Below are 22,047 nucleotides of genomic sequence, written 5' to 3' on the forward strand. Positions count from 1 at the left end.
TTAGCCTTTCGTGCCGCCGGCCGGGCCGCGGTAGAAGAAGGAACGCGCGCCGAGGACGGCGACGACAACAATAAGCTCGACGCCACCCATGATAATGGCGATCGCCGTGCCGTAGGAATGATCATATTGCTCGAAAGCGGCTTGATAGGCTGCAATCGAGATGACGCGCGTCGGACCAGCCGGCGCGCCGAGCAGGACGGCGGACGGGAAGACGGCAAAGGCCTGCACGAAGGAAAGGCAGAAGGTCACGGCGAGGCCGGGCACCAGGAGCGGCAGGAACACGCGCGTAAAGCGCTGGCGCGCATTGGCGCCGAGCGTGGCGGCAGCCTGCTCGATCGCCGGGTCGATGCCTGTGATATAGGACAACGTCAGCAGGAAGGCGAAGGGGAAGCCGGTAATCAGCAGCGAGGCGAAGACACCCCAGTAGTTGTTGGTGAGCTTGACCGGTGAATCCAGGATGCCGAACAGGATGAGCGTCTCGTTGAACCAGCCGCGCGGGCCGAGAAAGGTCAGCAGACCATCGGCGACGAAGACAGTACCGAGCGTAATCGGCAGTACGAGGATTGTCGTCAGTAGCCGCTGTCGCCGCATCAGTCGGACGCGAAACGCAACCGGGACTGCGAAGGCCAGGTTGACGATCGTGACCGGCAAGGCAAGCCACATCGTATTGGCGATCGTGCCGTACTGGAACTGGTCCGAGAAGAACTTCGCGTAATTTTCGTACCAAACGCCGCCATCCTTCGGCATCAGTGAATCCGCAACGCCGTAGACGAAGGGGTAGATGAAGAGGGCGATCATGAAGATCAGGCCTGGCAGCACCAGCAATGTCGTGCCATCAAGGCCCTGAGCGGCAAGCCGGGTTTTCAGTGAGGGACCGCCATTCATGCTGGCGCCCCTTTGAAGACCAGCGAACGGCCCGCGACGGGCTGCAGAGTGGTGGCAGAGCCGCGCGGCAACGCATCATCGGAGCGGAAATACAGCTCCGATCCGTCCGCCGAACGGGCCATACCGAAGAAGGCACGCCCGCGATATTCGGTGTTCGCGACAATGACGGGAATGCCGCTGTCGTCGGTGGTCGCAACGAGATCTTCAGGACGCACGGAGAGCACTGCGGCATCGCCGACCTTCAATGTGTCGCGCATCGTGCCGGTCAGCCGCGCGCCAGCGGCTTCGATTTCGGCCTCGGTGCCGGAGATGGAGACGACGCGGCCGGGAATGCGGGTGCGGAAACCCATGAAATCGGCGACGTTGAGGTTGACCGGGCGCTGGTAGAGATCCTGTGGCGTGCCGATCTGCTGGATATGACCCTGGCTCATGACAACGATGCGGTCGGCAAGCGACAGGGCTTCGTCCTGGTCATGCGTGACATAGATGGTCGTCGAGCCGATCTGGTCGTGGATACCGCGGATTTCGGCGCGCATTTCCAGGCGCAGCTTGGCGTCGAGGTTGGAGAGCGGCTCGTCCATCAATACGATCGGCGGGCGGATGACGATTGCGCGGGCAATCGCCACGCGCTGTTGCTGGCCGCCGGAGAGCTGGCCGGGCAGCTTGTCCGCCTGACTTTCCAGGCGCACGAGCGCCAGCGCATCGATGATGCGCTTGTCGGCTTCGGCACCGCGAATGCCCTGCATGGCAAGGCCGAAACCGACATTCTTGCGAACGCTCATGTGCGGGAAGAGGGCGTAACTTTGAAAGACCATGCCGAAGCCGCGCTTTTCCGGCTCCAACTGGTCGATGCGATTGCCGCCGAGGCGGATTTCGCCGCCGGATAGGCCAAGCAGGCCGGCAATGCAGTTCAGCGCGGTGGATTTTCCGCAGCCGGAGGGGCCGAGAAGTGCGATGAATTCGCCGGGTTCGATCGTGAGGTCGATGCCATCAAGGGCGTTATAGGCGCCGAAAGATCGCCTGATGCCATCGAGCTCAAGGCGCGCATTCTTCCGCGATGACGCTGTTGCTGCGTTTTGAACCGGCAAAGTCAATGCAATCTCCATTTATCGGCAACCATGGCCGTTAGAAATCCGGCGCCGAGATACCCGGCGCCGGCTCATTTCAATCACCGATAATCAGCCCTTCTTGGCGCCGATCTTCTCGTCCCAGATGCGGAAAGCCTGGACGAGCTGCTTGGGCTCGAGCGGCACTTCCAGCGGGCTGCCGGCGATCCAGTCGGCATATTCCGGCCGGCCGAATTCCTTGATGATTTCCTGGCTTTCTGCAGGCGCCATCTCGAGCGTGACATCCTTTACCGCCGGGCCTGGGTAGAAGTAGCCTGCATCATAGGCGATTGCTTGCTGTTGCGGCTGATAGATGAAGTTCAGGACGTCGAGCAGAACGCCAACCTTCTCGTCGGAAACGCCTTTCGGGATCGCCGCATAGTGAGCGTCGGTGACCCAGTGGAAGCCTTCGAGCTTGCCGACCTTGGCTTCCTCGGGAACGATGCCGAGCGCGCGCGGGTTGATGTCCCAGCCGGTGGTGGTGGCGACGATGTCACGCGTGCCTTCGCCGAGTTCCTTGAAGACCACTGCGGTGCCGGTCGGGTAATATTCGATGTTCTCACCGAGAGCGGCCAGATATTCCCAGGTCTTGGCCCAGCCATTGACCGGGTCGCGCGGATTGCTGTCGCCGAGCAGGTATGGCAGGCCCATCAGCAGCGTGCGGCCCGGGCCGGAATTGGCGGGGCGTGCATAGAGGAACTTGTTCTTGTTCTGCTTCGTCCAGTCGAGCAGCTCCTGCGCCGTCTTCGGCGGGGTCGCCACCTTGTCCGGCATATATTCGATCAGCGGGCCGGACGGGTAATAGGTGATGACGACGCCCTGGTCCTTGGCGAGTGCCTGCATCTTGAAAGCCTGCGGCAGCAGGATGCTTTCAAGATTGGGAAGGGCGGATTTCTTGCTGGACAGGTCGACCCAGAGACCCTGGTCGACACCGGCCGAAAGCGCGTCCGTGCCTGTTAGCACGAGATCGATATCGACCTTGCCGGCAGCCTGCTGGGCCTGGATCTTGGCCGGCAGTTCCGGAGCGGGGGCTTTGGTGAAGGAAAAGCTGGCGACGAATTCAGGCTTGGCCTTGGCGTAGTTCTCGAACATGCCCTGCGTCAGCGCCAGGTTGCCCGCGACGTCGACGATAGTGATGGTGACCGGGTTTGCCGGCGCCTTGGCCTGTGCGAAAGCGCGAAGCGGCAACATTCCGGCGGCGGCGACGCCGGCAGCTCCGCCGACGAAGGTTCTGCGTGTAATCTTCATTTTATTCCTCCTCCTTTGCGGCGGTGCCGGCTTTTGCCCCGAGCCCCACCCGTTTGCATCGCAATGCACGTCCAATGCTTCGATGCGCCGGTTTTCCGACAGCATCAAATGCTCGCAGCTCGAAGCTTTTCCTCCGGGTGCAATGCCATGCCGCCGTTCTCCTCCGCGGCATATCTTGGCAACAGGATTCAATTGATATACTAGTATGCACGAAAGTGTCAACGTCCCGAGACCATGCATGCGGCAGGCTTCCGACCCTGAAATCCTTGCCTTTCCGGCGTCCCAAGACGCAGCCGGAAAGATCCGCCGCGTGACGACGGCCGCCGCTATCCACGGGCGGCTGCACGCCGATATCGTCTCTCTCAGGATCCCGCCCGGTACGGTGCTGCAGGAAAAGCGGATCGCCGAGGATTTCGGTGTGAGCCGAACGCCCGTGCGCGAGGCGCTGCTGAGGCTGTCCGAGGGCGGGCTCGTCGATATCTATCCGCAATCGGGCACGGTGGTTTCCAGAGTGCCGGTCTCGGCCATTCCGGAGGCGGTCGTCGTGCGCAAGGCGCTTGAGGGGACGACGGTCGAGATGGCCGCCGGTATCGCGACGGAGGCCGATATTGCGCGGCTGGATGCGATCATCGCCCGGCAGAAGACGCATGCAGCCCTCGGCAATGCTTCGAGCTTTCATGAAGAAGACGAGGCCTTTCACGAGGCGATCACGCAGATTGCCGGCTATCCCGGCATCTGGACCATTCTGAAGACGGTGAAGGTGCAGATCGACCGGGCGCGGCGTCTGACGTTGCCGGTGCTCGGGCGCATGGACAATGTCGTGCACGAGCATATGGTGATCCGCGACGCCATTGCTGCGCATGATATCGCGGCGGCGCGCGAGGCGATGGTTCATCACCTAAGCGCCGTCATACCCGATGTGGCGGAACTGCGCTCGCAGTTCCCCGACTATTTCTGCTGACGGCGAAACGACAAAACGCGGGATACAAAAGGAGAGAAAGACGAGATGCGGCAAGGTTGGAGATGGTTCGGGCCGGAGGCGCCGGTCACGCTAGACGAGGTGCGCCAGACGGGTGCGACGAACATCGTTTCGTCGCTACATCAGGTGCCGATCGGCCGTGCCTGGACCGAGACGGAAGTACGCGAACGCCAGGCGCTAATCGAAACCACGCCGGCAGGCCGCTCGCAACTGACCTGGAGTGTCGTGGAAAGCATTCCGATCCCCGATGCCGTCAAGCGCAGGGGTGCTCAGGCGAAGGCAGAGATCGAGGCCTGGATTGCCAGCCTCGAGGCCGTGGCCGCCTGCGGTATCCCGATCGTCTGCTACAATTTCATGCCCGTCGTCGACTGGACGCGCACCGATCTCGATTACGTGACGCCGACCGGTGCTACCGCCATGCGCTTCGATCACGAGCGTTTTGCAGCCTTCGAATTGTTCGTTCTGCAGCGGCCGAGCGCTGCCGCCGAATATTCCGACGAAGACAAGGCGCGGGCGAAGGTTGTCTACGAAAGCATGACGGAAGCGGAGATTGCCGAGCTTACCCGCATCATCACCTCGGCTCTGCCCGGTTCGACGACCGAACCGCTCACCATTCCAGCGTTCCGCGAAAAGCTTATCGCCTATGAGGGCATAGACGCGAAGAAACTTCGCCAGCATCTCGTCGAATTCCTCGAAGCCGTCGTTCCCGTCGCGGAAGCGCGCGGCGTGAAGCTGACGCTGCATCCAGACGACCCGCCGCGCTCGCTCTTCGGCCTGCCGCGCATCGCTTCGACGGCAGAGGATTATGCGGCGCTTTTCGATGCCGTGCCGGCGGCCGCCAACGGCATGTGCTACTGCACCGGTAGCCTCGGCGTGCGCGCCGACAACGATCTGCCGGCGATTGCGCGACGCTTCGCCTCGCGCATCTATTTCGCCCATCTTCGCGCCACGACCCGCGAGGGCGACGGCCGTACCTTCCACGAAAGCGCGCATCTTGAAGGCGACGTGAACATGGTTTCCGTGCTGAAGGAACTGGTGGCCGAAGACCGTCGCCGCAGCGCCGACCAGTCGATTGTCTTCCGCTCGGACCACGGCCACCGCATGCTCGACGACTTGCAGAAGAATGTCACACCCGGCTATCCGGCAATCGGCCGTCTTCGCGGCCTTGCCGAGCTGCGCGGCATTCTGCACGCACTCGACGCGCCGCCGACCTGATTTTTCTGTTTGCAAGTAATTCCAGCAAAACCGCTGCGCACTTTTGCTGGAATTGCTTTAGTTCCTGTTTGCCGCCGAAAGCTGCTTCAGCGCTTCGACGGCCCGTTCGGCGTCGCCGGCCGGCACGAAAATGTGGTCGTGGTAATAGGCCGCGACCACGTTGGCGCCGATGCCGACTTCCGTTAACGCTTGGGAGAAGGCGGCAGTCAGGCCTACGGCTTCAAGCGAGGAATGCACTTTCAGCGTGATCTGTCGCAGGGGCGTGCTTGCCTGCAGGCCGGCTTTGTCTGCCGTATCCTGGCGCAGAATGAGCGTAAGCCCTTCCTTTTCGTGAAAGAGGGCGAGCGGGCGAAGATTGAGGTAGTCTTCCGGCTGCGAGGCCGGCACGGTGCAATAGACGAATTCGCCCGCTACCAATTCCGGCTCCATCGTCGCGAGAAGAACTGAGAGGTCGGTAATGCCTGTCATGCCGTTTTTCCCTGACGTCCCTTACTGTGAATAAATCTTCTCCAGCACCGAAAGACCGGTGGCATGGTTGGATCGGATGAGCGCGGCTGCGAGCGTCGGATCGCGATCCTCATAGGCACGGCACAGTCGTTCGTGATCCTCGTAGGATTTCTGCAGGCGGCCGGGCTGGGATAGACCTATACGGCGCAAGCGAAGTGTTCTGAGAAGCAGGGAATCGACGATTTTCTTGACCGTGCGATTACCGGCGAGTTCGGTGTTGCGTTCGTGAAAGTCGATATTTGCCCAGAAATAGGCGTTCACGTCGCCGGCCTTGCTTGCGGTTTCCATGACCTGCATGATCGGCTGGAGGGTGCGGATATCGTCCAGCGACATGTCACGCGCAATATCGCCGGCGATCAGTTCCAGCAGATTGGCGCGGACGCGGTAGATATCGCGAATTTCCTTGATCGAAAGACTAGCGACGCGCGGGCGACGCCGCGGCGGGATTTCGACGAGCCCTTCCTTTTCCAGGAGCATCAGGGCTTCGCGGATAGGCGTCCGGCTGGGCTGGTCTTGTAGCGTCGTGCAAGTTCGACGGAGTTCAGATCATCGCCCGGTTTGCGAATGTCCTCGATGATCTCGGCCGCCACTTCGCGGGCGATGGTGGAAACAAGCGACGGCCTGTCATGCTGTTCGGTGACGAGACGCGCGGCAACCGCCTCGGCACGCTGGCGCGAGTCGATATGCGGTGGATCGTCCACGGCGTGGACTATATCGGCAGGCGTGTATTCGCCAGACAAGAAAACTCCTGAGAAATATCCTTCTCACCAGGAACTTAGCATGTTCTGTCGACAACGGGAATAAGAGCGCGGATATTTACCCTGCATGCGTAGGTTGAATCATGCGGAACAGCTTGAGGCGCTTGAAACCGGGGAATTTCAGGCCTGCAGACCTTCAGATGAGGCGGAAACGATAGGCTCTCAGGACGGCCTGCATGCGGTTGACGGCATCGAGCTTGCGCATCGCTGTCTTCAAGTAACCATTCACCGTATGGGCGGAAATGTGCAGGATGATGGCAATCTCCTCGCTGCTCTTGCCGGAGGCTGACCAGCGCAGGCATTCGATCTCGCGAACGGTCAGGCGCTCGTAATCGGCAAGCGGCGGCTCGGTCGCCAAGCTGAAGCTGTCCAACGCCTTCAGTACGGCAAAGACCATGCGCGCGCATTCCTGCTCGTCGGGTTGGCTGCGCAGGCCAGAGAACATGATGACATAATGCCTCAGAATGGCGTCATGCAGCGTGAAGCTGACGGTGTTGTGAAGGCCGAGATCCTCGAAATTGCGGGCGAGTTCTTCCGAACCGCTTGCGTTGCCGGGCTGGGCGAACAAGTCCGTGCCGGAATAGATCGGCATGATGGTCTTCTTCAGGTCCTCGATCAGCTGGCTGCGCCAAAAGAGATCGGAAGCGTCGTAGCGGTCGATCAGTTCCTGTGGCCAGTTGCTGGCGATGATGTTGGCACGAAAGCCGAGCTTGTCAGCCTGCGGAAAGCTGGCAGCCAGAAAGAAGCGGAAGCCATGCGCCTGCATGACATGCTGGAGGGAAATGGAGAAACTTCTCGTGGGGATCGGCCTGGACTGTGGTGCTGGCTGTTCCCCCGGGAAGGAGAACTTTGCCCTATTCTTGAGGATCATGGATCATCTGCCGGCAAATGCGCTGACCGGCCGGGAGGGAGCCGGTCAGCGCCAGGAGGAGGGAGGATCAGAAAAGCGTCCGGTTGATTTCTTCCGGGCGACGGTGCGCGGCAATGCGTACCGGCTGGTATTCGTAGATCGGGTTTTCCGGTTCCAGGCGCAGAAGCGCACAGTGGAATTTGTAATTCGCACCGGTCACGATGTTCGAAAAGATCACATCCATGAGGATATTCTTTCCGACGCTGATAAATATAGGGCGCTTGAGCTTTATCATGGCGTTCACCTCGTTTCTTCTGTCCGCTTTACCGGATGCAACGAGGTTAACTATAGACTTTATTGCTTCAGTCCTGAATTATACATAGGTGTATAATTCGATTTGATCTTTTGGCGGAAACAATACTCCCCTGCAGAGCCTTACAGCTTCAAAGCCATTTCCAGGTAGTTGATGAGAGAATCGAATTCGACCGGCTTGCCCAGAAAGGCCAACGCACCGCCTTCCATGGCGGCTGTGCGGGTTCTTTCGTCGCGATAGGATGTCATGAAGATCATCGGCGGCTTTTCAGGTTCGCCGTTGAGGATTGCCTGCAGTTCGATGCCGCTCAGTCCGGGCATCTTGACGTCGACCAGCATGCAGTCGATTGCCGCCCTGTCATCAAAGGCCAGAAACTCTTCCGCCGAGCAGAAAAGCTTGCTCTGGTAGCCGCAGGACTGGATCAGATCGTCAAGCGCCTCCCGGATAGCCTGGTCGTCATCGACGATAGCGATTGTGCATGTATGTGACACGAGATTGGTAGCCTTGCTTATTCTTACATTCCGTTAGGCTATATTATGAGGATCGAGGCCGTGTCGCGGTACCATACAAGGGTCTAGGTTCCACTATCTGCCTTCCAGCATTTCGGCCTTGCGCACCAGATCGGCCACCGATCGGACCTGCATCTTGCGCATGACGTTGCCGCGATGGAGCTTCACGGTAATCTCGCTGATGCCGAGATCGTAGGCGATCTGCTTGTTCATCAGACCCTTGACGACGGCTGCCATGACTTCCCGCTCGCGGGGTGTCAGTGTATCGACAAGTGATGCGACTGCATCACTTGCCGCCATTTCCCGCCGGCGGGCCATATCCTTCTCGATCGCGATACCGACCGCATCGAGAATATCCTGGTCTCGGAAGGGCTTGGTGAGGAAGTCGACAGCACCGGCCTTCATGGCGCGCACGCTCATCGGAATATCGCCGAAGCCGGTCATGAAGACGATCGGCATCCTGCTGCCGATCCGTTCAAGATGAAGCTGGAAATCCAGCCCGCTGAGACCGGGCAGACGTATGTCGAGGAGAATGCAGCCCGGCCGGCGCAGGTCGGCGGTATCAAGGAAGGCGGTCGTCGTCGCGAAGGAGACGGCATCCATCTGGATCGACCGGAAGAGGTCGACAAGCGACTCGCGAATGGATTCGTCATCATCGACGACATAGACAATCGGCGATGCCGATTGAGAGGTTGCCTTCGATGCGGCGCTAGCGTTGGTCATGGTCGTCCTCAATCGGTATGATCATTTCGAAGATGGCGCCCCCGTCAGGATGGTTGCCGGCAATCAGCTGGCCGCCTCTTGCTTCCAGCGTGCTGCGGCAGATGGAGAGCCCCATGCCCATTCCAGAGGGCTTGGTCGTGAAGAAGGGTGTGAAGAGCTTCGCCATGGCCTCCTCGCTGATGCCGGGGCCGAAATCCCTGACGGAGAGGCTGACGAATATATCATCCTTCCTGCCGAGCGAGACCAGAATCTTGCGCCGGTCGATTGCCGTTTCTCGCATGGCTTGGACTGCATTCGTGACGAGGTTGATGAGGACCTGCTGCAGTTCGATGCGGATCGCCTTCACCTTGAGCGGCATTTCGGCTGGGTTCACATCGAAGTCGACCATGTCGCGCTGGAAGTCGTGCTCCATCAGGGCGCGTGTTTCCTCGATCAGCGTCTCGAGATCGACCCGTTCGGGGGTGCGATCGCCCTGCGTCAGCATGGAGCGGGTATTATGGATGATTTCGCTCGCGCGTTGGCTGTCGCGAATGATGCGCTCGGCCGAACGGCGCACGGCGGCCAGATCCGGCGGCTCGCGGTTCAGCCATCTGAGCAGCGTCTGGGCGTTGACGACGATGGCGCCAAGCGGCTGATTGAGCTCGTGAGCGAGCGAGGCGGACAATGTGCCGACGGTCGCGGCGCGTGAGGCGCGGGCAAGCTCATCCTGAGCCTCACGAAGGGCCTTCTGCATCATTTCCCGCTGGGTGATATCCACCATGCCCACCACCACGCGATTGAAGGCGGTGGGATCTTCCGGAAAGCTCATGCTCATGATGACAAGCCTGCTTTCGCCATTCTCGGTGATCAGATTGCCCTTGCCCTCGAAATGACGTTCGCCACAGAAAATGGCGTTCATCAGGTCCAAAAAGGTATCGTCATCGGGCGCGATGTAGCGGCGCATCGTGCGCGAGTGCAGGCCGTCGGTCATATGGCCCAGCAGCTCCATTGCCGCGTCGTTTGCGGCGATGGTGCGAATAAGGCCCGTGCAGGCAACGATGACGCCTGGATTTGTTCGATAATAGTCCTTGAGATCGCTCACACCTTCCGCCTTCAAAGACATCAGGAAGGATCGCACTGCCGAATAATCGCGCTCCCAGAGTGCGATGCGGCTGTGCTCGAAGATGTAGCGATAGCGGGTTTCGCTGTCGCGAAGATGCAGGTTGGCTTCGATGAGGCCGGCACGTGCGGTTTCGTTCCTGAGGATGAGGGCGCAGGTGATGGTGATGGCGGCGAGAGAGACCGCTAACCGCAACTGGGCTGGGACATTTTCTCCGAGACCGTGCGAATAGAAATAAGCGAAAAGGGTAAGGGCGGCGCAGACAATTGTGAGCAGCGTGGTGCCTATCCTCGTCAGCATTTCGGCCGATAGCAGCAGCACGATAACATAGAGGACGGCGATGGCGCTTTCGACCTCGGTGAAGGCATCGACGTAGAACACGGTGGCGCCGAGCACCAGCGCGATCAGGCCGAGCGTGATCTCATGCGAGAGCGTTCCCCGCCGGTTGATGAGTTTCGATACAATGGCTGATCCCATACCCCCTCGCTGTCGGTTGAGGTCTTCTACCCATACCGGCTAGTAAGGTTTACCTTAATGGCCTGTTTATCGGCGCAAAACTATACCAAAGTGTTGGAAGCATGGGCCGAATTGTCTCTACGCTTGAAAAAGAAAGACCGTCCCGGGCGGCGGGACGGTCTCTGGCGGATGGGAGGATCCGCAGGGCTTCGGCGGAGGGGGACGCCTGCCCTAGAGGTGGCAAGGGGCGGTGCCACCGGGTTAGCTTGGAACCGTGAATGGTCAGGTCGGTTCCGAGCTACGAGTACAAGATAGATCCAAGAGCCCTGGGACATAACTATACTTAGGTTTTGGTCCGGCCATACAAAGCGGCAGGTCGGTTTCCTGGGCGAATGGCTTTGAAACTTGTCCCGACGACTTCCGCAATCGCAATAGTGACGCTGCAGGTGGCAAGCAGAACTGATGAAAATCCCTCCGACACGATCGCGACTTTATGGCGTGCTAAGGCGTCGCAGCTCGGCGCTCCGCTTCAGGCGCCCCGGGAACCGTTCCTCACGCCGTAGAGACTTGCCGCGATCTACGGACTTGTCGCTGTGCTGCTGGACATCGGGTCTGCAAGGGAAAAGCCTGCGGCACAGGCTCGCTCCTGCGGCGGTTGATGGTGCTATCTCATTTTGAGATAGCCGCATCGAATAAACCTATTTGTCACAATAGTGTCGCCACGGCATAGTCTTAGGAGGGAGAAACACTTTTAGGACATTGCTGTGGAATATGTGCGCTTTGGCCAGACCGGCCTGAAGGTTTCGTCGCTTTGCCTTGGTACCATGGGTATCGGGACATCCAAGTGGAAGGGTTGGGTGTTGGACGAAGAAAAATCGGTGCCGATCCTGAAGAAGGCGCTTGATGTCGGCATCAATTTCTTCGACATGGCAGATTGGTATTCGACCGGTGTCAACGAGCAGGTCGTCGCCCGCACGCTGCTGTCTTTGACGGATCGCGAAAAGCTGGTGCTCGCCACCAAGGCCTTCTACCCGATGAGCGACGATCCGAACGACAAGGGCCTGTCTCGCAAGCATCTGATGGCCTCGATCGACAAGTCGCTGAAACAGATGGGCACCGACTATGTCGACCTCTATGTCATCCACGCCTTCGATCCGGAAACGCCGATCGAAGAAACGATGAGCGCGCTGCATGACATCGTGAAGTCGGGCAAGGCGCGTTATATCGGCGCCTCCACCATGTATTCCTGGCAGTTCGCCAAGATGAACCATGTCGCCGACAAGAACGGCTGGACGCGGTTCGTCAACATGCAGTGCCAGTATTCGCTGCTCTACCGCGAGGAAGAGCGCGAAATGATGCCCTATTGCCAAGATGAGGGCATTGCGGTCACGACCTTCTCGCCGCTCGCCCGCGGTTATCTTGCCGGCGGCGGTTCGGCGCCGCGTATCGCCCATGACCTTTATCTCGACTGGTTCGGCGACGAGATCGACCAGGAGATCGCCAAGCGCGTCAACGAGATCGCCGCCAAGCGCGGCAAGACAGCCAGCCAGATCGCCCAGGCCTGGGTCATCGGCTCCGGCAACAGCACGGTTCCGATCGTCGGCACCGAGAGCCCCGAGCACGTCACTGCCGCGATCGAAGCGGCTGCAATCGAACTGACGGCGGAAGAGCGCGCCTTCCTGGAAGAGCCCTACCGCCCGCGCGACATGATCAACGACTATAACCCGGTCCGTCGCCCCCGCGCGCTTTCAAAGGCGTAATGGGCGAAGGCATAATGGGTTCGACTGGCATCGCTACTGGAGATTTCAATGCTTTATATCGGTGAAGGTTTCGAGGGTTCCGGCCCGAACGCCGCGCATATCAACCTCTATCTCGGCCCGAAGAATGGCCCGATTTCCGGCGCACTCGCCGGTGCGGCAGCAAGCCCCGGTCCCGGCCATCTGCCGTTCCAGGCGGTCTTGAAACCGAACCTGCCGGCAAAGCCGGTGACGCTCTTCATCGCCAAGGCCGTGATGGAGTCAGGCTCTTCGCATGAACTGATGACCTGGGGGCCGGCGCAGGCCGGTGTTGCCGCCGGCATCACTGCGGCGTTGCTCGACGGCTCATTGCCGGCAGAAGCCGAGGACGACTGGGTCGCGATTGCAGCCGTATGGGTCAATCCATCGGCAAACGACGCGGAAGAGGTATATCATAACAACAAGGCTGCGACGCATCTTGCCGCCAAGCGCGCACTGGTGAAAGGTTGGCCGTCGCGTGCCGAGCTTGCCGAAGGCGTAGCAACGGTCGGCAATCCGTTCTTTACGCCTAAGGTCGCCTGATATGAAACTCATCGAAGACAATGCGCTGATCGGCGGAGGCTGGGGAGGTGCTGTTGATAGCAAGCGCTTCGTCGTGCTCAATCCTGCCGACGGCAGCGAGCTTGCGACGGTGCCGGATTGCGGTGCTGCTGAAGCCCAGCAGGCGGTCGATGCTGCCGCCAGGGCTTTCAAGACATGGTGCAAGACACTCGCCTCAGAGCGCTCCGCAGTGCTGCGCCGCTGGGCGGAGCTGATGCTCGCCAACCAGGAAGACCTCGCGCGGCTACTGACAGCCGAGCAGGGCAAGCCGCTAGCCGAAGCGCGCGGCGAAGTCGCCTATGCAGCCGGCTTCCTGACTTGGTTTGCCGAGGAGGGGCGCCGCTCGCATGGCGGTGTCGTGCCGTCGCACAAGGCGGATGCTCGCATCGTTGTAATGAAGGAGCCGGTCGGTGTCGTCGCAGCTGTGACGCCGTGGAATTTCCCGCTGGCGATGATCACCCGCAAAGTCGGCCCGGCGCTCGCTGCCGGTTGCACCATCATCATCAAGCCGGCCGAGGACACACCGCTTTCGGCGCTGGCGCTTGCTCGCCTCGGCGAAGAGGCCGGCGTTCCCGCCGGTGTCGTGAATGTCGTGACGACGAAGTCGCCGGCCGATGTGGTCGGCGTCTGGATGAAGAGCCCGGTCGTGCGCAAGTTCTCGTTCACGGGATCGACCGCCACTGGCAAGCTGCTCATGCGACAGAGTGCCGATACGGTAAAGCGCATCAGCCTCGAACTCGGCGGCAACGCGCCGCTGATCGTGTTCGATGATGCCGATATCGACCAGGCCGTGCGCGGCACGATCGCTTCCAAGTTCCGCAATACCGGACAGACCTGCGTCTGCGCCAACCGCATCCTCGTCGAGGACGGCATCTATGACCGCTACGCCGAGGCGCTTGCCAAGGCCGTTGCGGCGATGAAGGTGGCACCCGGCGTCGAGGATGGCGCGTTGCAGGGGCCGCTCATCAATGCGCCGGCGCTGACGAAGGTCGAGCGGCATGTGAGTGATGCCGTCGAAAAGGGTGCCAAGGTGCTGACCGGCGGCAAGCGGCACGAGCGCGGCGGCCTGTTCTATGCGCCGACGGTGCTGACCGGCATGACGAAGGATATGGCGCTTGCGACCGAAGAGACCTTCGGTCCCGTCGCCGGCCTTTTTCGCTTCAAGGGTGAGGAAGAGGCGATCGCGCTTGCCAACGATACCGAGACTGGCCTTTCGGCCTATTTCTTCACGCAAAATCTCGGCCGCGCCTGGCGTGTTGCCGAAGCGCTGGAAGCGGGCATGGTTGGCATCAACGAAGGCGTGATCTCGACGGAAGTAGCGCCATTCGGTGGCGTCAAGCAATCCGGCCTCGGTCGCGAAGGTGCTGCCGAAGGGCTCGATGAATATCTGGAGAGCAAATACGTCCTGTTCGGCGGGCTTGCAGGATAATGACGGAGGATCGCTCTCCCCAGACGAAGAAGGATCCAGCGGTCGATCGCCGCCGGTTGCCGCTGAATGCGCTCAGGGCCTTCGAGGCTGTGGCGCATCATGGCAGCTTCACGGCGGCAGCCGCCGCGCTCAACATTTCGCAGAGCGCGCTTTCGCGGCATGTCATCGGTCTGGAAGAGAGCATCGGGCGCAAGCTTTTCGAACGCGGGCACAAGGCCACGACGCTGACGGATGCCGGGCGCTCGCTTGCCGCCGGCATCGGCAAGGGTTTTGACCGTATCGAACAGGCACTGAAGGAGGTTTGCGCGCCGGAAGAACAGCGCCAACGCAAGCTGCGCATCAATCTGCCGCCGAGCTTTGCGATGAAACTCACCGTGCCGCTGCTGACGGATTTCCGACGCAGCTTTCCTGAGGTGCTCCTGGAGGTTTCAACGCCTTACGGGGTGCCGGACAGCGAATTCGATGTGGCGGTCGTCTATGCGCGGCCGGCCGTCGATGAATGGATCACCGACCTGCTCTGGGAGGAGCGGCCGACGATCCTGTGCCATCCCGATCTGGTGCGGGGAGGGATTTCGGATCTGGCGAGTTTCATTGCCGCAAACGAGATCATCCACGTCAAGATCGTCGACATGGAGCCCTACCTTACCTGGCAGCGCTTCCTTGTGCAGAACGGGCTTGGCGGGGTTTCCGTGGCGCGGGGGGTGACATTCGACAGCGCCAGCCTCGGGGTTCAGTACGCGTTGTCGGGGCAGGGCCTCGTGCTAGCAGACCCGGCGCTGTTTCGAGAGGAAATAGAAAGCGGACGCCTGGTTGCGCCGGTTACCGCACATTATTACGAAGGCTTCGGCTATTACCTGAAGACCGATGCGGAAGGGCTGGTGGATCCTCTGATTGCAGGGTTTCGATCCTGGATCATCAGCCGCTTCAGCAATCGTATGGTGAACGACGGTGAAAAGCCCGCCCTGCGCATCGTGTCTGGCACAGAGGGTGTCTGATAGCGAACACACTGCCATTCAAGGAGGAGGCAGATCATGACTGAATTGAAAACCAACAGCGGCAATCCGCTGCATCCCTCGGTGCCGGAACTGTGCGAACAGGTCCGTGCCGGCAAGATCGATCGCCGCGGTTTCCTGCGTGCCGTCGCATGGCTTGGTGTGACGGCGGCCTCCGCCAGCGCCTTCCTTGGTGACAGCAAGCCGGCACTCGCCGAGGAAACGCCGACGGATGGCGGCACGCTGCGTTTCGGCTGCCAGATCCAGGAACTGACCGATCCGATGATGACGAGCTGGATCGAGGCCTCGAACCTCTATCGCAACAGCCTGGAATTCCTGACCTATGTCGATGCCGATAACGTCACTCATCCTTATCTCGCCAAGAGCTGGACGCCGTCCGCCGATCTCAAGACCTGGGATTTCGAACTCGACGAGCGCGCCAAATGGTCGAACGGCGATGCCTTCACGCCCGAAGACGTGATCTTCAACATCCAGCGCTGGATCGCACCGGACTCGCAGTCTTCCAACAAGACAGCCTTCTCGGCCGTCGAGAAGGTTGAAAAGACGGGCGATCACGCGATCCGCATCACGCTGTCGCGCGCGGTTTCCTCGCTGCCCGAACAGCTCTATTCCTATACCTGCCCGATGCTGCACCGTGATTTCGTCAAGGGTGGCGCCAACTGGCCGGCCAATCCAATCGGTACCGGCCCCTTCAAGCTGGACGCTTACGAAGTCGGCCGTCAGGCCGTCTTTTCCAAGCGCGCCGATTACTGGGGCACGCCGGCCCATCTTGACGGCATTCAGTATATCGACCTCGGCACTGATATCACCACGCATCTCGCAGCCCTTTCGAGCGGCCAGATCGATATCATCTACCGCGCGACGATCGCCGAATACGATCTCATGAAGTCGCTGCCGAACATCCAGATCCTGACCGGCAAGGCTGCGCACACGCTTGTCATGCGCATGCAGTCCGACCAGAAGCCGTTCGACGATATTCGCGTGCGCAAGGCCGTGCAGCTTGCCGCCGACAACAAGCAGATGCTCGACGTCGCCTATCGCGGCGAAGGCGAAGTTGGCGCCAACTTCCACGTCTCCCCGGTTCAGCCCGATTACTTCGCCCTGCCGGCTGTGCCCCGCGATGTCGAGAAGGCCAAGGCTCTTCTCGCAGAAGCCGGCTACAAGGACGGTTTGGACCTTGAGCTGACGCTCGGCAACACGCAGGGTACCTGGGAACAGGATACCGCGCAGGTACTGCAGCAGAATCTGGCCGAAGCCGGCATCCGGCTGAAGCTCAATGTGCTGCCGGCCTCGCAGTACTGGCCGATCTGGGACAAGGTTCCTTTCGGCCTTACCTACTGGGCGCATCGCCCGCTCGGCGCCATGACGCTCGACCTCGCCTATCGTTCCGGCGGTGCCTGGAACGAGAGCCATTTCGCAAGCAAGGAGTTCGACGCCGCCCTCGATAAGGCGATGGCTGTCGTCGATCCGGCCAAGCGCCCTGAGGCCATGAAGGATGTCCAGCAGATCCTGCAGGATTCCGGCGTCATCATTCAACCCTACTGGCCGAACCGCTTCAGCGCCGCAGCCACCACCGTCCGCGGTTTCGTGCTCCATCCGGCGGATTATTTCCGCATGGATGGCGTCTGGCTCGCCAAGGCTTGATCTTCGGCGGGGCCGCTCGTCGCGGCGGCCCCGACCCGGCAAAGAGGTGGTCCGTGACCGTTTTCCTTTTCATTCTTCGTAAACTGGCAGGCGCACTCGCGGTGATGTTTACCGTGTCGCTGCTCGTTTACCTGGCGCTGGAGGTCAATGTCGGCGATGTCGCCGTCAAGGTCCTCGGCCAGTTCTCGACGCCGGCCCAGCGCGCGCAGTGGCTGACGGCCAATGGTTACGACGATCCTTTCATCATTCGTTACGGCCGCTGGCTCTGGTCCTTCGTGACCGGAGACTGGGGCATGTCCACCTATTATCGTGCGCCGGTTTCCCAGCTGATCCCGGACCGCCTTGCGGCTTCGGGCATCCTGGCGGGCGGAGCACTGCTCATCATCGTTCCGGTCGGCTTGTTTGCAGGAGTCATTGCCGGCATGCGCCCGGGTTCAGTGCTTGATCGCGTTATTTCCTTCATCGCGATCGCCACGACCTCGATCCCGGATTTCGCCTCTGCCGTCTTCTTCTCGGCCGTCTTCGTGTTCTGGCTACATTGGCTGCCCGGTGCCAGCACCATGCTGACGGGTTTTTCGCTGCAACAGATCATCCTGCCGGTTCTGGTGCTCGGCTTCTATTCCACCGGTTATCTGGCGCGTGTCACCCGCGCCTCGATGATCGAAGTCATGGGCACGCATTATGTCCGCACGGCGCGGCTGAAAGGTGCCAGCACGGCGCGCATCGTGTGGCGTCATGCACTGCGCAATGCGCTGATCACGCCGGTTACCGTCATCATGCTGCAGTTTCCATGGCTGCTTTCGGGCGTCATCGTCGTGGAGGTCTTCTATGCCTATAAGGGCTTCGGCACGCTTCTTTATGACGCCGCGCTCAACAGCGATATTCGCCTTGTCGAGGCCTGCGCGATGGTGAGTGTCGTGGTCGTCGTTGCCACACAGATCCTCTCCGACTTAGCCTATGGCTGGCTCAACCCCCGCGTCTCGCTGCTCGATGCAGCCAAGGGACGGAAGTGAGGGCTGCCATGCGGAAAGCTGTAACACCCTATCTTTCCAACCCGGTCGTCGTGATCGGCGGTTTCCTGACGATCGCCTGGCTGCTGGTGGCGATCTTCGCGCCGTTGCTTGCGCCCTACGATCCGATCCGCACGCTGCTGCCACTCGCAAAGCCCGGTATGGCCGATAAGTCCGGCAACATCTTCTGGCTCGGTACCGACAAGCTCGGCCGCGATATTCTTTCACGCCTGATCTATGGCGCCCGCACGGTGGTGATCTTCTCCACACTTGCGACACTGACAGCCTATGTGGTCGGCGTGGCACTCGGGCTTGTCGCCGGGTACTGGCGCGGCTGGGGCGATGCGGTTTTGTCCTACATCGCCAATGTGGTCCTCTCCTTCCCGGTTCTGGTGCTCTATATCGTCATCATTGTCGTCGTCGGTTCCTCGCCCTTCAATATCGTGCTTGCCGTCACCTTCGGCAGCGCGCCGGCGATCTTCCGCATCGTACGCGGCATCACCATCGATGTCGCCAGCCGCGATTACGTGGCTGCAGCGGTGACGCAGGGCGAAAGCACCTGGCGCATCATGCTCTTCGATATTCTGCCCAATGCCAGCGGGCCGCTCGCAGTCGATTTCTGCCTGCGCCTTGGCTACACGGCGATCACCATCGGTACGCTCGGCTTCCTCGGCCTCGGCCTGCCGCCACCGACACCGGATTGGGGCACGATGGTGAATGAAGGCCGCGCCATGGCGATCGCTTTCCCGCATCTCGTGATTTTTCCATGCCTTGCGATCTCATCTCTGATGCTGGGCTTGAGCCTGCTGGCGGACGGATTGCGGGAAGTCTCGGAAGCGCAGGGGAGGCGCGCATGAGCAGCAACGAAAACCAGCCGATCCTTCGGGTCGAAAATCTGAGCGTCGCCCTGCCGAAGGGAGCCGACCGGCCCTACGCCGTGAAAGCTGCGAGCTTCGATCTGAAGCCGCGGGAAATCCTCTGTATCGTCGGCGAGTCCGGTTCGGGCAAGTCGGTCCTGTCGAGCGCGCTGATGGGCGCGGTCGCGGAAGGGCTGAAGGTTGCCGGCGGTAAGGTCATGCTCGGGGATACCGATCTCGTCGGTCTCTCAGAACGGGCGTTCCGCGCTATCCGAGGCAGCGATATCGCCATGATCTTCCAGGAGCCGATTGCTTCGCTCAATCCGGCGATGACGGTCTCGGCGCAGATCGAAGAAGTCTTCGAACTGCATTCGGATTTCGATGCCGCCGAGCGCAGGAGACGTGCCCGGGCGCTGGTCGAATCCATGCATTTGCCGAACCCTGACCGTATCCTGCAGGCCTATCCGCACGAACTTTCCGGTGGCCAGTGCCAGCGTGTCGTCATCGCCATGGCGCTTGCCATGAACCCGCGCGTGCTGATTGCCGACGAGCCGACGACGGCGCTCGACGTGACGACGCAGGCGCAGGTGCTGAAACTGGTGCGCGAACTGCGCGACCTGCATGACCACGGCATCGTCTTCATCACCCATGATTTCGGTGTGGTGGCCGATATTGCCGATCGCGTGGCGGTGATGCGCCATGGTGAGATCGTCGAGATCGGTGAGGCGAAGCAGGTGCTGACGGCCCCGAACCACCCCTATACCAAGGAGCTTATCGCAGCAGTTCCGAGCCTGACGCCACATGATCGTCCTGTCGCGCCGACAGGCGCGGAGCCGGTGCTTGCAGTTCGTGATCTGCAGCATTCCTACGGCAGCGTTCAGGTTCTGAAGCACGTGGAGCTGACATTGCCGCCGGGCCGGGTTCTCTCCATCGTCGGTGAATCCGGTTGCGGCAAGTCCACGCTTGCCAAGGCTATGATCCGGCTGATCGAACCGAAAAGCGGCCGGGTAGAAGTGGCGGGTGCCGATCTTCTCGGTCTTTCGCCGGCACCGCTGCGGGCTCGCCGCCGGTCGATCCAGATGATTTTCCAGGATCCGTTCGGTTCGCTCAATCCGCGCCGCCGCGTCGGGCCGATGATTGCACGGTCCGCCCAGCTGGCCGGCATGGAAGCAGGCGAGGCGAAGCGTCGTGCGGAAGAACTGCTCGATCTCGTCGGCCTGCAGAAGAGTGCCTATTGGCGCAAGCCATCTGCATTTTCCGGCGGACAGCGGCAGCGTATCGGCATTGCCCGGGCGCTTGCCATGCGGCCGGATGTGCTGATCGCGGATGAGAGCGTTTCGGCGCTCGACGTCTCCGTGCAGGCGCAGGTTCTGAAACTGCTTCGCGAGCTGCAGGAGAAGCTGCAGCTCGCCATCGTCTTCATCACTCACGACCTGCGCGTCGCTGCCCAGATCAGCGACGAGATCGTGGTGATGCAGAAGGGTGAAATCGTCGAGCGTGGCAGTGCGGCTCAGGTGCTGCAGGCGCCGACGCACCCCTATACGAGAACGCTTCTCGACGCGGCGCCGGGCCGCAGCACATTCTAGCCGTCGCTTCCGGGCGACGGCACCCTGTTTCGTTTCAACGCATGGCCGGCAGAGGCCGGCATGCGCGTGGTTGGCTATTGTCCTGAGGATACCGTCATGACGGAATATCGCAATTTCATCGCCGGAGAATTCCGGTCTTCCGGCACGCTGGTGCCGGTGCTCAACCCAGCAACGGAAGCCCAATTCGCCAAAGTGCCGTCGGCGACTGTGGCCGAAGCTATCGAGGCTGTCGAGGCCGCGGCGAAGGCGCAGAAAGAATGGCGTGCGCTGCCGGCGATTGCACGCGGTGATGCGCTGCGAAAGTTTGCCGCCGTCATCGAGCAGCGGGCCGAAAAGATCGGCGCGGCACTGGCGCTGGAATCCGGCAAGAGCCTTGCCGATGCGACGGGCGAAGCGATCTATGGCGCCGAGCTGATGCGTTATCACGCCGAATGGGCGCGGCGTATCGAAGGCGAAATCATCCCCAGCGACAATGCCAATGAGACGCTGCTTTTGAAGCGCGAGGCGATCGGTGTCGTCGCCTGCCTTATCCCCTTCAACTTCCCGATCTACACGCTGGTGCGCAAGATCGCCCCGGCACTGATCGCCGGCAATGCCGTCGTCGTGCGCCCGAGCAATTCGACGCCGACATCGGCCTTCGAGATTGCCGAGGCTGCGGTCGAGGCGGGCTTGCCGGCCGGACTCATCAACATTCTCACCATGTCGCACGAGGTTGCGGCCACGCTCTGCACGCATCCGAAGGTCGGGATGATCACTTTGACCGGCAGCCTGCAGGCCGGTCGTGTCGTGCTGGATTATTGCAAGGCAAACATTGCCAAGCCATCGCTGGAACTCGGTGGCAAGACGCCCGTCATCATCGAGCCGGATGCCGATCTCGATGCAGTCGCCGCGCAGCTTGTTGCTGCCAAGACCAATCATTGCGGCCAGCTCTGCACAGCGCCGGAACGCGTCTATGTGCATCGTTCCATTCATGGCGCGCTGCTTGCCAAGCTGAAGGCAGGCTTTGCCGCGCGCGCCTTCGGCGATCGCTCGGTCGACGCGTCCCGTGTCGGTCCGCTCGCCACCAAGTCTGCGCAGACGAATGTGCACAAGGCCGTGTTGAAGGCGGTGGAGCAGGGCGCGCGGATCGAGGCCGGCGGCATCTTGCCTGAAGGCCCCGGCTTCTTTTATCAACCGACGCTGCTCTCCAATTGCCGTCAGGATATGGAGATCATCGCCGAAGAGATTTTCGGCCCTGTGCTGCCTGTTGTCGCCTATGACACGACGGAGGAGGCGCTGGCGCTTGCCAATGACCATCAGTTCGGTCTGAGCTCGGTGCTCTTCACAAACGATCACCGTACGATCATGCGCTTTTCCGATGCGATCGAGGCCGGCGAATTCTACGTCAACCGGTTCCCGGCCGACCCCTATCAGGGCTATCACGCCGGCTGGAAGCGCTCAGGCCTCGGCGGCGACGATGGCAAATACGGTATGCTCGAATTCACCCAGACGCGCCTCGTCATACTCAAGCATTGAGGATCACGG

The 22,047-nt window shown here is 60.9% G+C and carries 22 protein-coding genes; 11 read left to right on the forward strand and 11 right to left on the reverse strand.

Going from position 1 to position 22,047, the window contains the following annotated elements:
• The 3 genes from H4W29_RS13915 to H4W29_RS13925 form a co-directional block, all read right to left on the reverse strand.
• The gene (locus H4W29_RS13915; protein ID WP_018114718.1) at positions 1-885 is read right to left on the reverse strand and encodes an ABC transporter permease; all 885 of its coding nucleotides are present in this window, start codon (positions 883-885) and stop codon (positions 1-3) included.
• Complete coding sequence (locus tag H4W29_RS13920) at positions 882-1,991, reverse strand: ABC transporter ATP-binding protein (protein ID WP_192729424.1); 1,110 nt, start codon at positions 1,989-1,991, stop codon at positions 882-884. The genes H4W29_RS13915 and H4W29_RS13920 overlap by 4 nt, the downstream gene beginning before the upstream one ends.
• A 72-nt stretch (positions 1,992-2,063) precedes the next feature.
• The gene (locus tag H4W29_RS13925) at positions 2,064-3,239 is read right to left on the reverse strand and encodes an extracellular solute-binding protein (RefSeq protein ID WP_192729425.1); all 1,176 of its coding nucleotides are present in this window, start codon (positions 3,237-3,239) and stop codon (positions 2,064-2,066) included.
• Between the two features lie 238 nt (positions 3,240-3,477).
• Here H4W29_RS13925 and H4W29_RS13930 point away from each other — a divergent pair, with 238 nt between their 5' ends.
• A complete protein-coding gene (locus tag H4W29_RS13930; RefSeq protein WP_192729426.1) occupies positions 3,478-4,200 on the forward strand; it encodes a GntR family transcriptional regulator in 723 nt (240 codons plus the stop codon).
• A gap of 45 nt (positions 4,201-4,245) precedes the next feature.
• Entirely contained in the window at positions 4,246-5,433 is a 1,188-nt protein-coding gene (gene uxuA, locus H4W29_RS13935) for a mannonate dehydratase (protein WP_192729427.1), read from the forward strand.
• Between the two features lie 57 nt (positions 5,434-5,490).
• Here uxuA and H4W29_RS13940 read toward each other — a convergent pair whose 3' ends face one another.
• From H4W29_RS13940 to H4W29_RS13970, 8 genes are all read right to left on the reverse strand, one after another.
• On the reverse strand, positions 5,491-5,901 hold the full coding sequence (locus tag H4W29_RS13940; protein WP_192729428.1) for an ACT domain-containing protein: 411 nt from the start codon (positions 5,899-5,901) through the stop codon (positions 5,491-5,493).
• A gap of 21 nt (positions 5,902-5,922) precedes the next feature.
• Positions 5,923-6,417 carry a GntR family transcriptional regulator gene (locus tag H4W29_RS13945; RefSeq protein ID WP_246517175.1) on the reverse strand — a complete coding sequence of 165 codons (495 nt, stop codon included), beginning with the start codon at positions 6,415-6,417 and terminating at the stop codon, positions 5,923-5,925.
• Positions 6,417-6,680, reverse strand: a complete 264-nt coding sequence (locus H4W29_RS34330) for a hypothetical protein (protein WP_246517176.1) — start codon at positions 6,678-6,680, stop codon at positions 6,417-6,419. The genes H4W29_RS13945 and H4W29_RS34330 overlap by 1 nt, the downstream gene beginning before the upstream one ends.
• A 154-nt stretch (positions 6,681-6,834) precedes the next feature.
• Positions 6,835-7,569: a helix-turn-helix transcriptional regulator gene (locus H4W29_RS13950; protein WP_246517178.1), complete on the reverse strand. Its 735-nt coding sequence runs from the start codon at positions 7,567-7,569 to the stop codon at positions 6,835-6,837.
• Positions 7,570-7,636: 67 nt separating this feature from the next.
• Entirely contained in the window at positions 7,637-7,843 is a 207-nt protein-coding gene (locus H4W29_RS13955; protein WP_192729429.1) for a hypothetical protein, read from the reverse strand.
• Positions 7,844-7,983: 140 nt separating this feature from the next.
• On the reverse strand, positions 7,984-8,352 hold the full coding sequence (locus H4W29_RS13960; protein ID WP_192729430.1) for a response regulator transcription factor: 369 nt from the start codon (positions 8,350-8,352) through the stop codon (positions 7,984-7,986).
• Between the two features lie 93 nt (positions 8,353-8,445).
• Positions 8,446-9,093, reverse strand: coding sequence for a response regulator transcription factor (locus H4W29_RS13965; RefSeq protein ID WP_192729431.1), 648 nt, complete (start codon positions 9,091-9,093; stop codon positions 8,446-8,448).
• Positions 9,080-10,669 (reverse strand): sensor histidine kinase, encoded by a 1,590-nt coding sequence (locus H4W29_RS13970; RefSeq protein WP_192729432.1) that lies wholly within the window; start codon positions 10,667-10,669, stop codon positions 9,080-9,082. The genes H4W29_RS13965 and H4W29_RS13970 overlap by 14 nt, the downstream gene beginning before the upstream one ends.
• Positions 10,670-11,412: 743 nt before the next feature.
• On the opposite strand from H4W29_RS13970, the gene H4W29_RS13975 reads away from it, so the two are divergent.
• The 9 genes from H4W29_RS13975 to H4W29_RS14015 all read left to right on the forward strand — a co-directional run bounded on the left by H4W29_RS13975 (position 11,413) and on the right by H4W29_RS14015 (position 22,038).
• The gene (locus tag H4W29_RS13975; protein WP_192729433.1) at positions 11,413-12,408 is read left to right on the forward strand and encodes an aldo/keto reductase; all 996 of its coding nucleotides are present in this window, start codon (positions 11,413-11,415) and stop codon (positions 12,406-12,408) included.
• 48 nt (positions 12,409-12,456) lie between these two features.
• Positions 12,457-12,966 carry a formaldehyde-activating enzyme gene (gene fae, locus H4W29_RS13980; RefSeq protein WP_192729434.1) on the forward strand — a complete coding sequence of 170 codons (510 nt, stop codon included), beginning with the start codon at positions 12,457-12,459 and terminating at the stop codon, positions 12,964-12,966.
• Between the two features lies 1 nt (position 12,967).
• Positions 12,968-14,413 carry an NAD-dependent succinate-semialdehyde dehydrogenase gene (locus tag H4W29_RS13985; protein WP_192729435.1) on the forward strand — a complete coding sequence of 482 codons (1,446 nt, stop codon included), beginning with the start codon at positions 12,968-12,970 and terminating at the stop codon, positions 14,411-14,413.
• Positions 14,413-15,408 (forward strand): LysR family transcriptional regulator, encoded by a 996-nt coding sequence (locus tag H4W29_RS13990; protein WP_192729436.1) that lies wholly within the window; start codon positions 14,413-14,415, stop codon positions 15,406-15,408. Before H4W29_RS13985 ends, H4W29_RS13990 begins: the two co-directional genes overlap by 1 nt.
• A 36-nt stretch (positions 15,409-15,444) precedes the next feature.
• A complete protein-coding gene (locus tag H4W29_RS13995; RefSeq protein ID WP_192729437.1) occupies positions 15,445-17,070 on the forward strand; it encodes an ABC transporter substrate-binding protein in 1,626 nt (541 codons plus the stop codon).
• Positions 17,071-17,123: 53 nt separating this feature from the next.
• Positions 17,124-18,083, forward strand: coding sequence for an ABC transporter permease (locus H4W29_RS14000; RefSeq protein ID WP_312872303.1), 960 nt, complete (start codon positions 17,124-17,126; stop codon positions 18,081-18,083).
• Between the two features lie 8 nt (positions 18,084-18,091).
• Positions 18,092-18,937, forward strand: a complete 846-nt coding sequence (locus tag H4W29_RS14005) for an ABC transporter permease (RefSeq protein WP_192729438.1) — start codon at positions 18,092-18,094, stop codon at positions 18,935-18,937.
• The gene (locus H4W29_RS14010; RefSeq protein WP_192729439.1) at positions 18,934-20,523 is read left to right on the forward strand and encodes a dipeptide ABC transporter ATP-binding protein; all 1,590 of its coding nucleotides are present in this window, start codon (positions 18,934-18,936) and stop codon (positions 20,521-20,523) included. The genes H4W29_RS14005 and H4W29_RS14010 overlap by 4 nt, the downstream gene beginning before the upstream one ends.
• Positions 20,524-20,619: 96 nt before the next feature.
• The gene (locus H4W29_RS14015) at positions 20,620-22,038 is read left to right on the forward strand and encodes an aldehyde dehydrogenase family protein (protein WP_192729440.1); all 1,419 of its coding nucleotides are present in this window, start codon (positions 20,620-20,622) and stop codon (positions 22,036-22,038) included.
• Positions 22,039-22,047: the final 9 nt, after the last annotated feature.

The sequence above is a fragment of the Rhizobium viscosum genome, from assembly GCF_014873945.1.
GTDB classification, from domain to species: Bacteria; Pseudomonadota; Alphaproteobacteria; order Rhizobiales; family Rhizobiaceae; genus Rhizobium; species Rhizobium viscosum.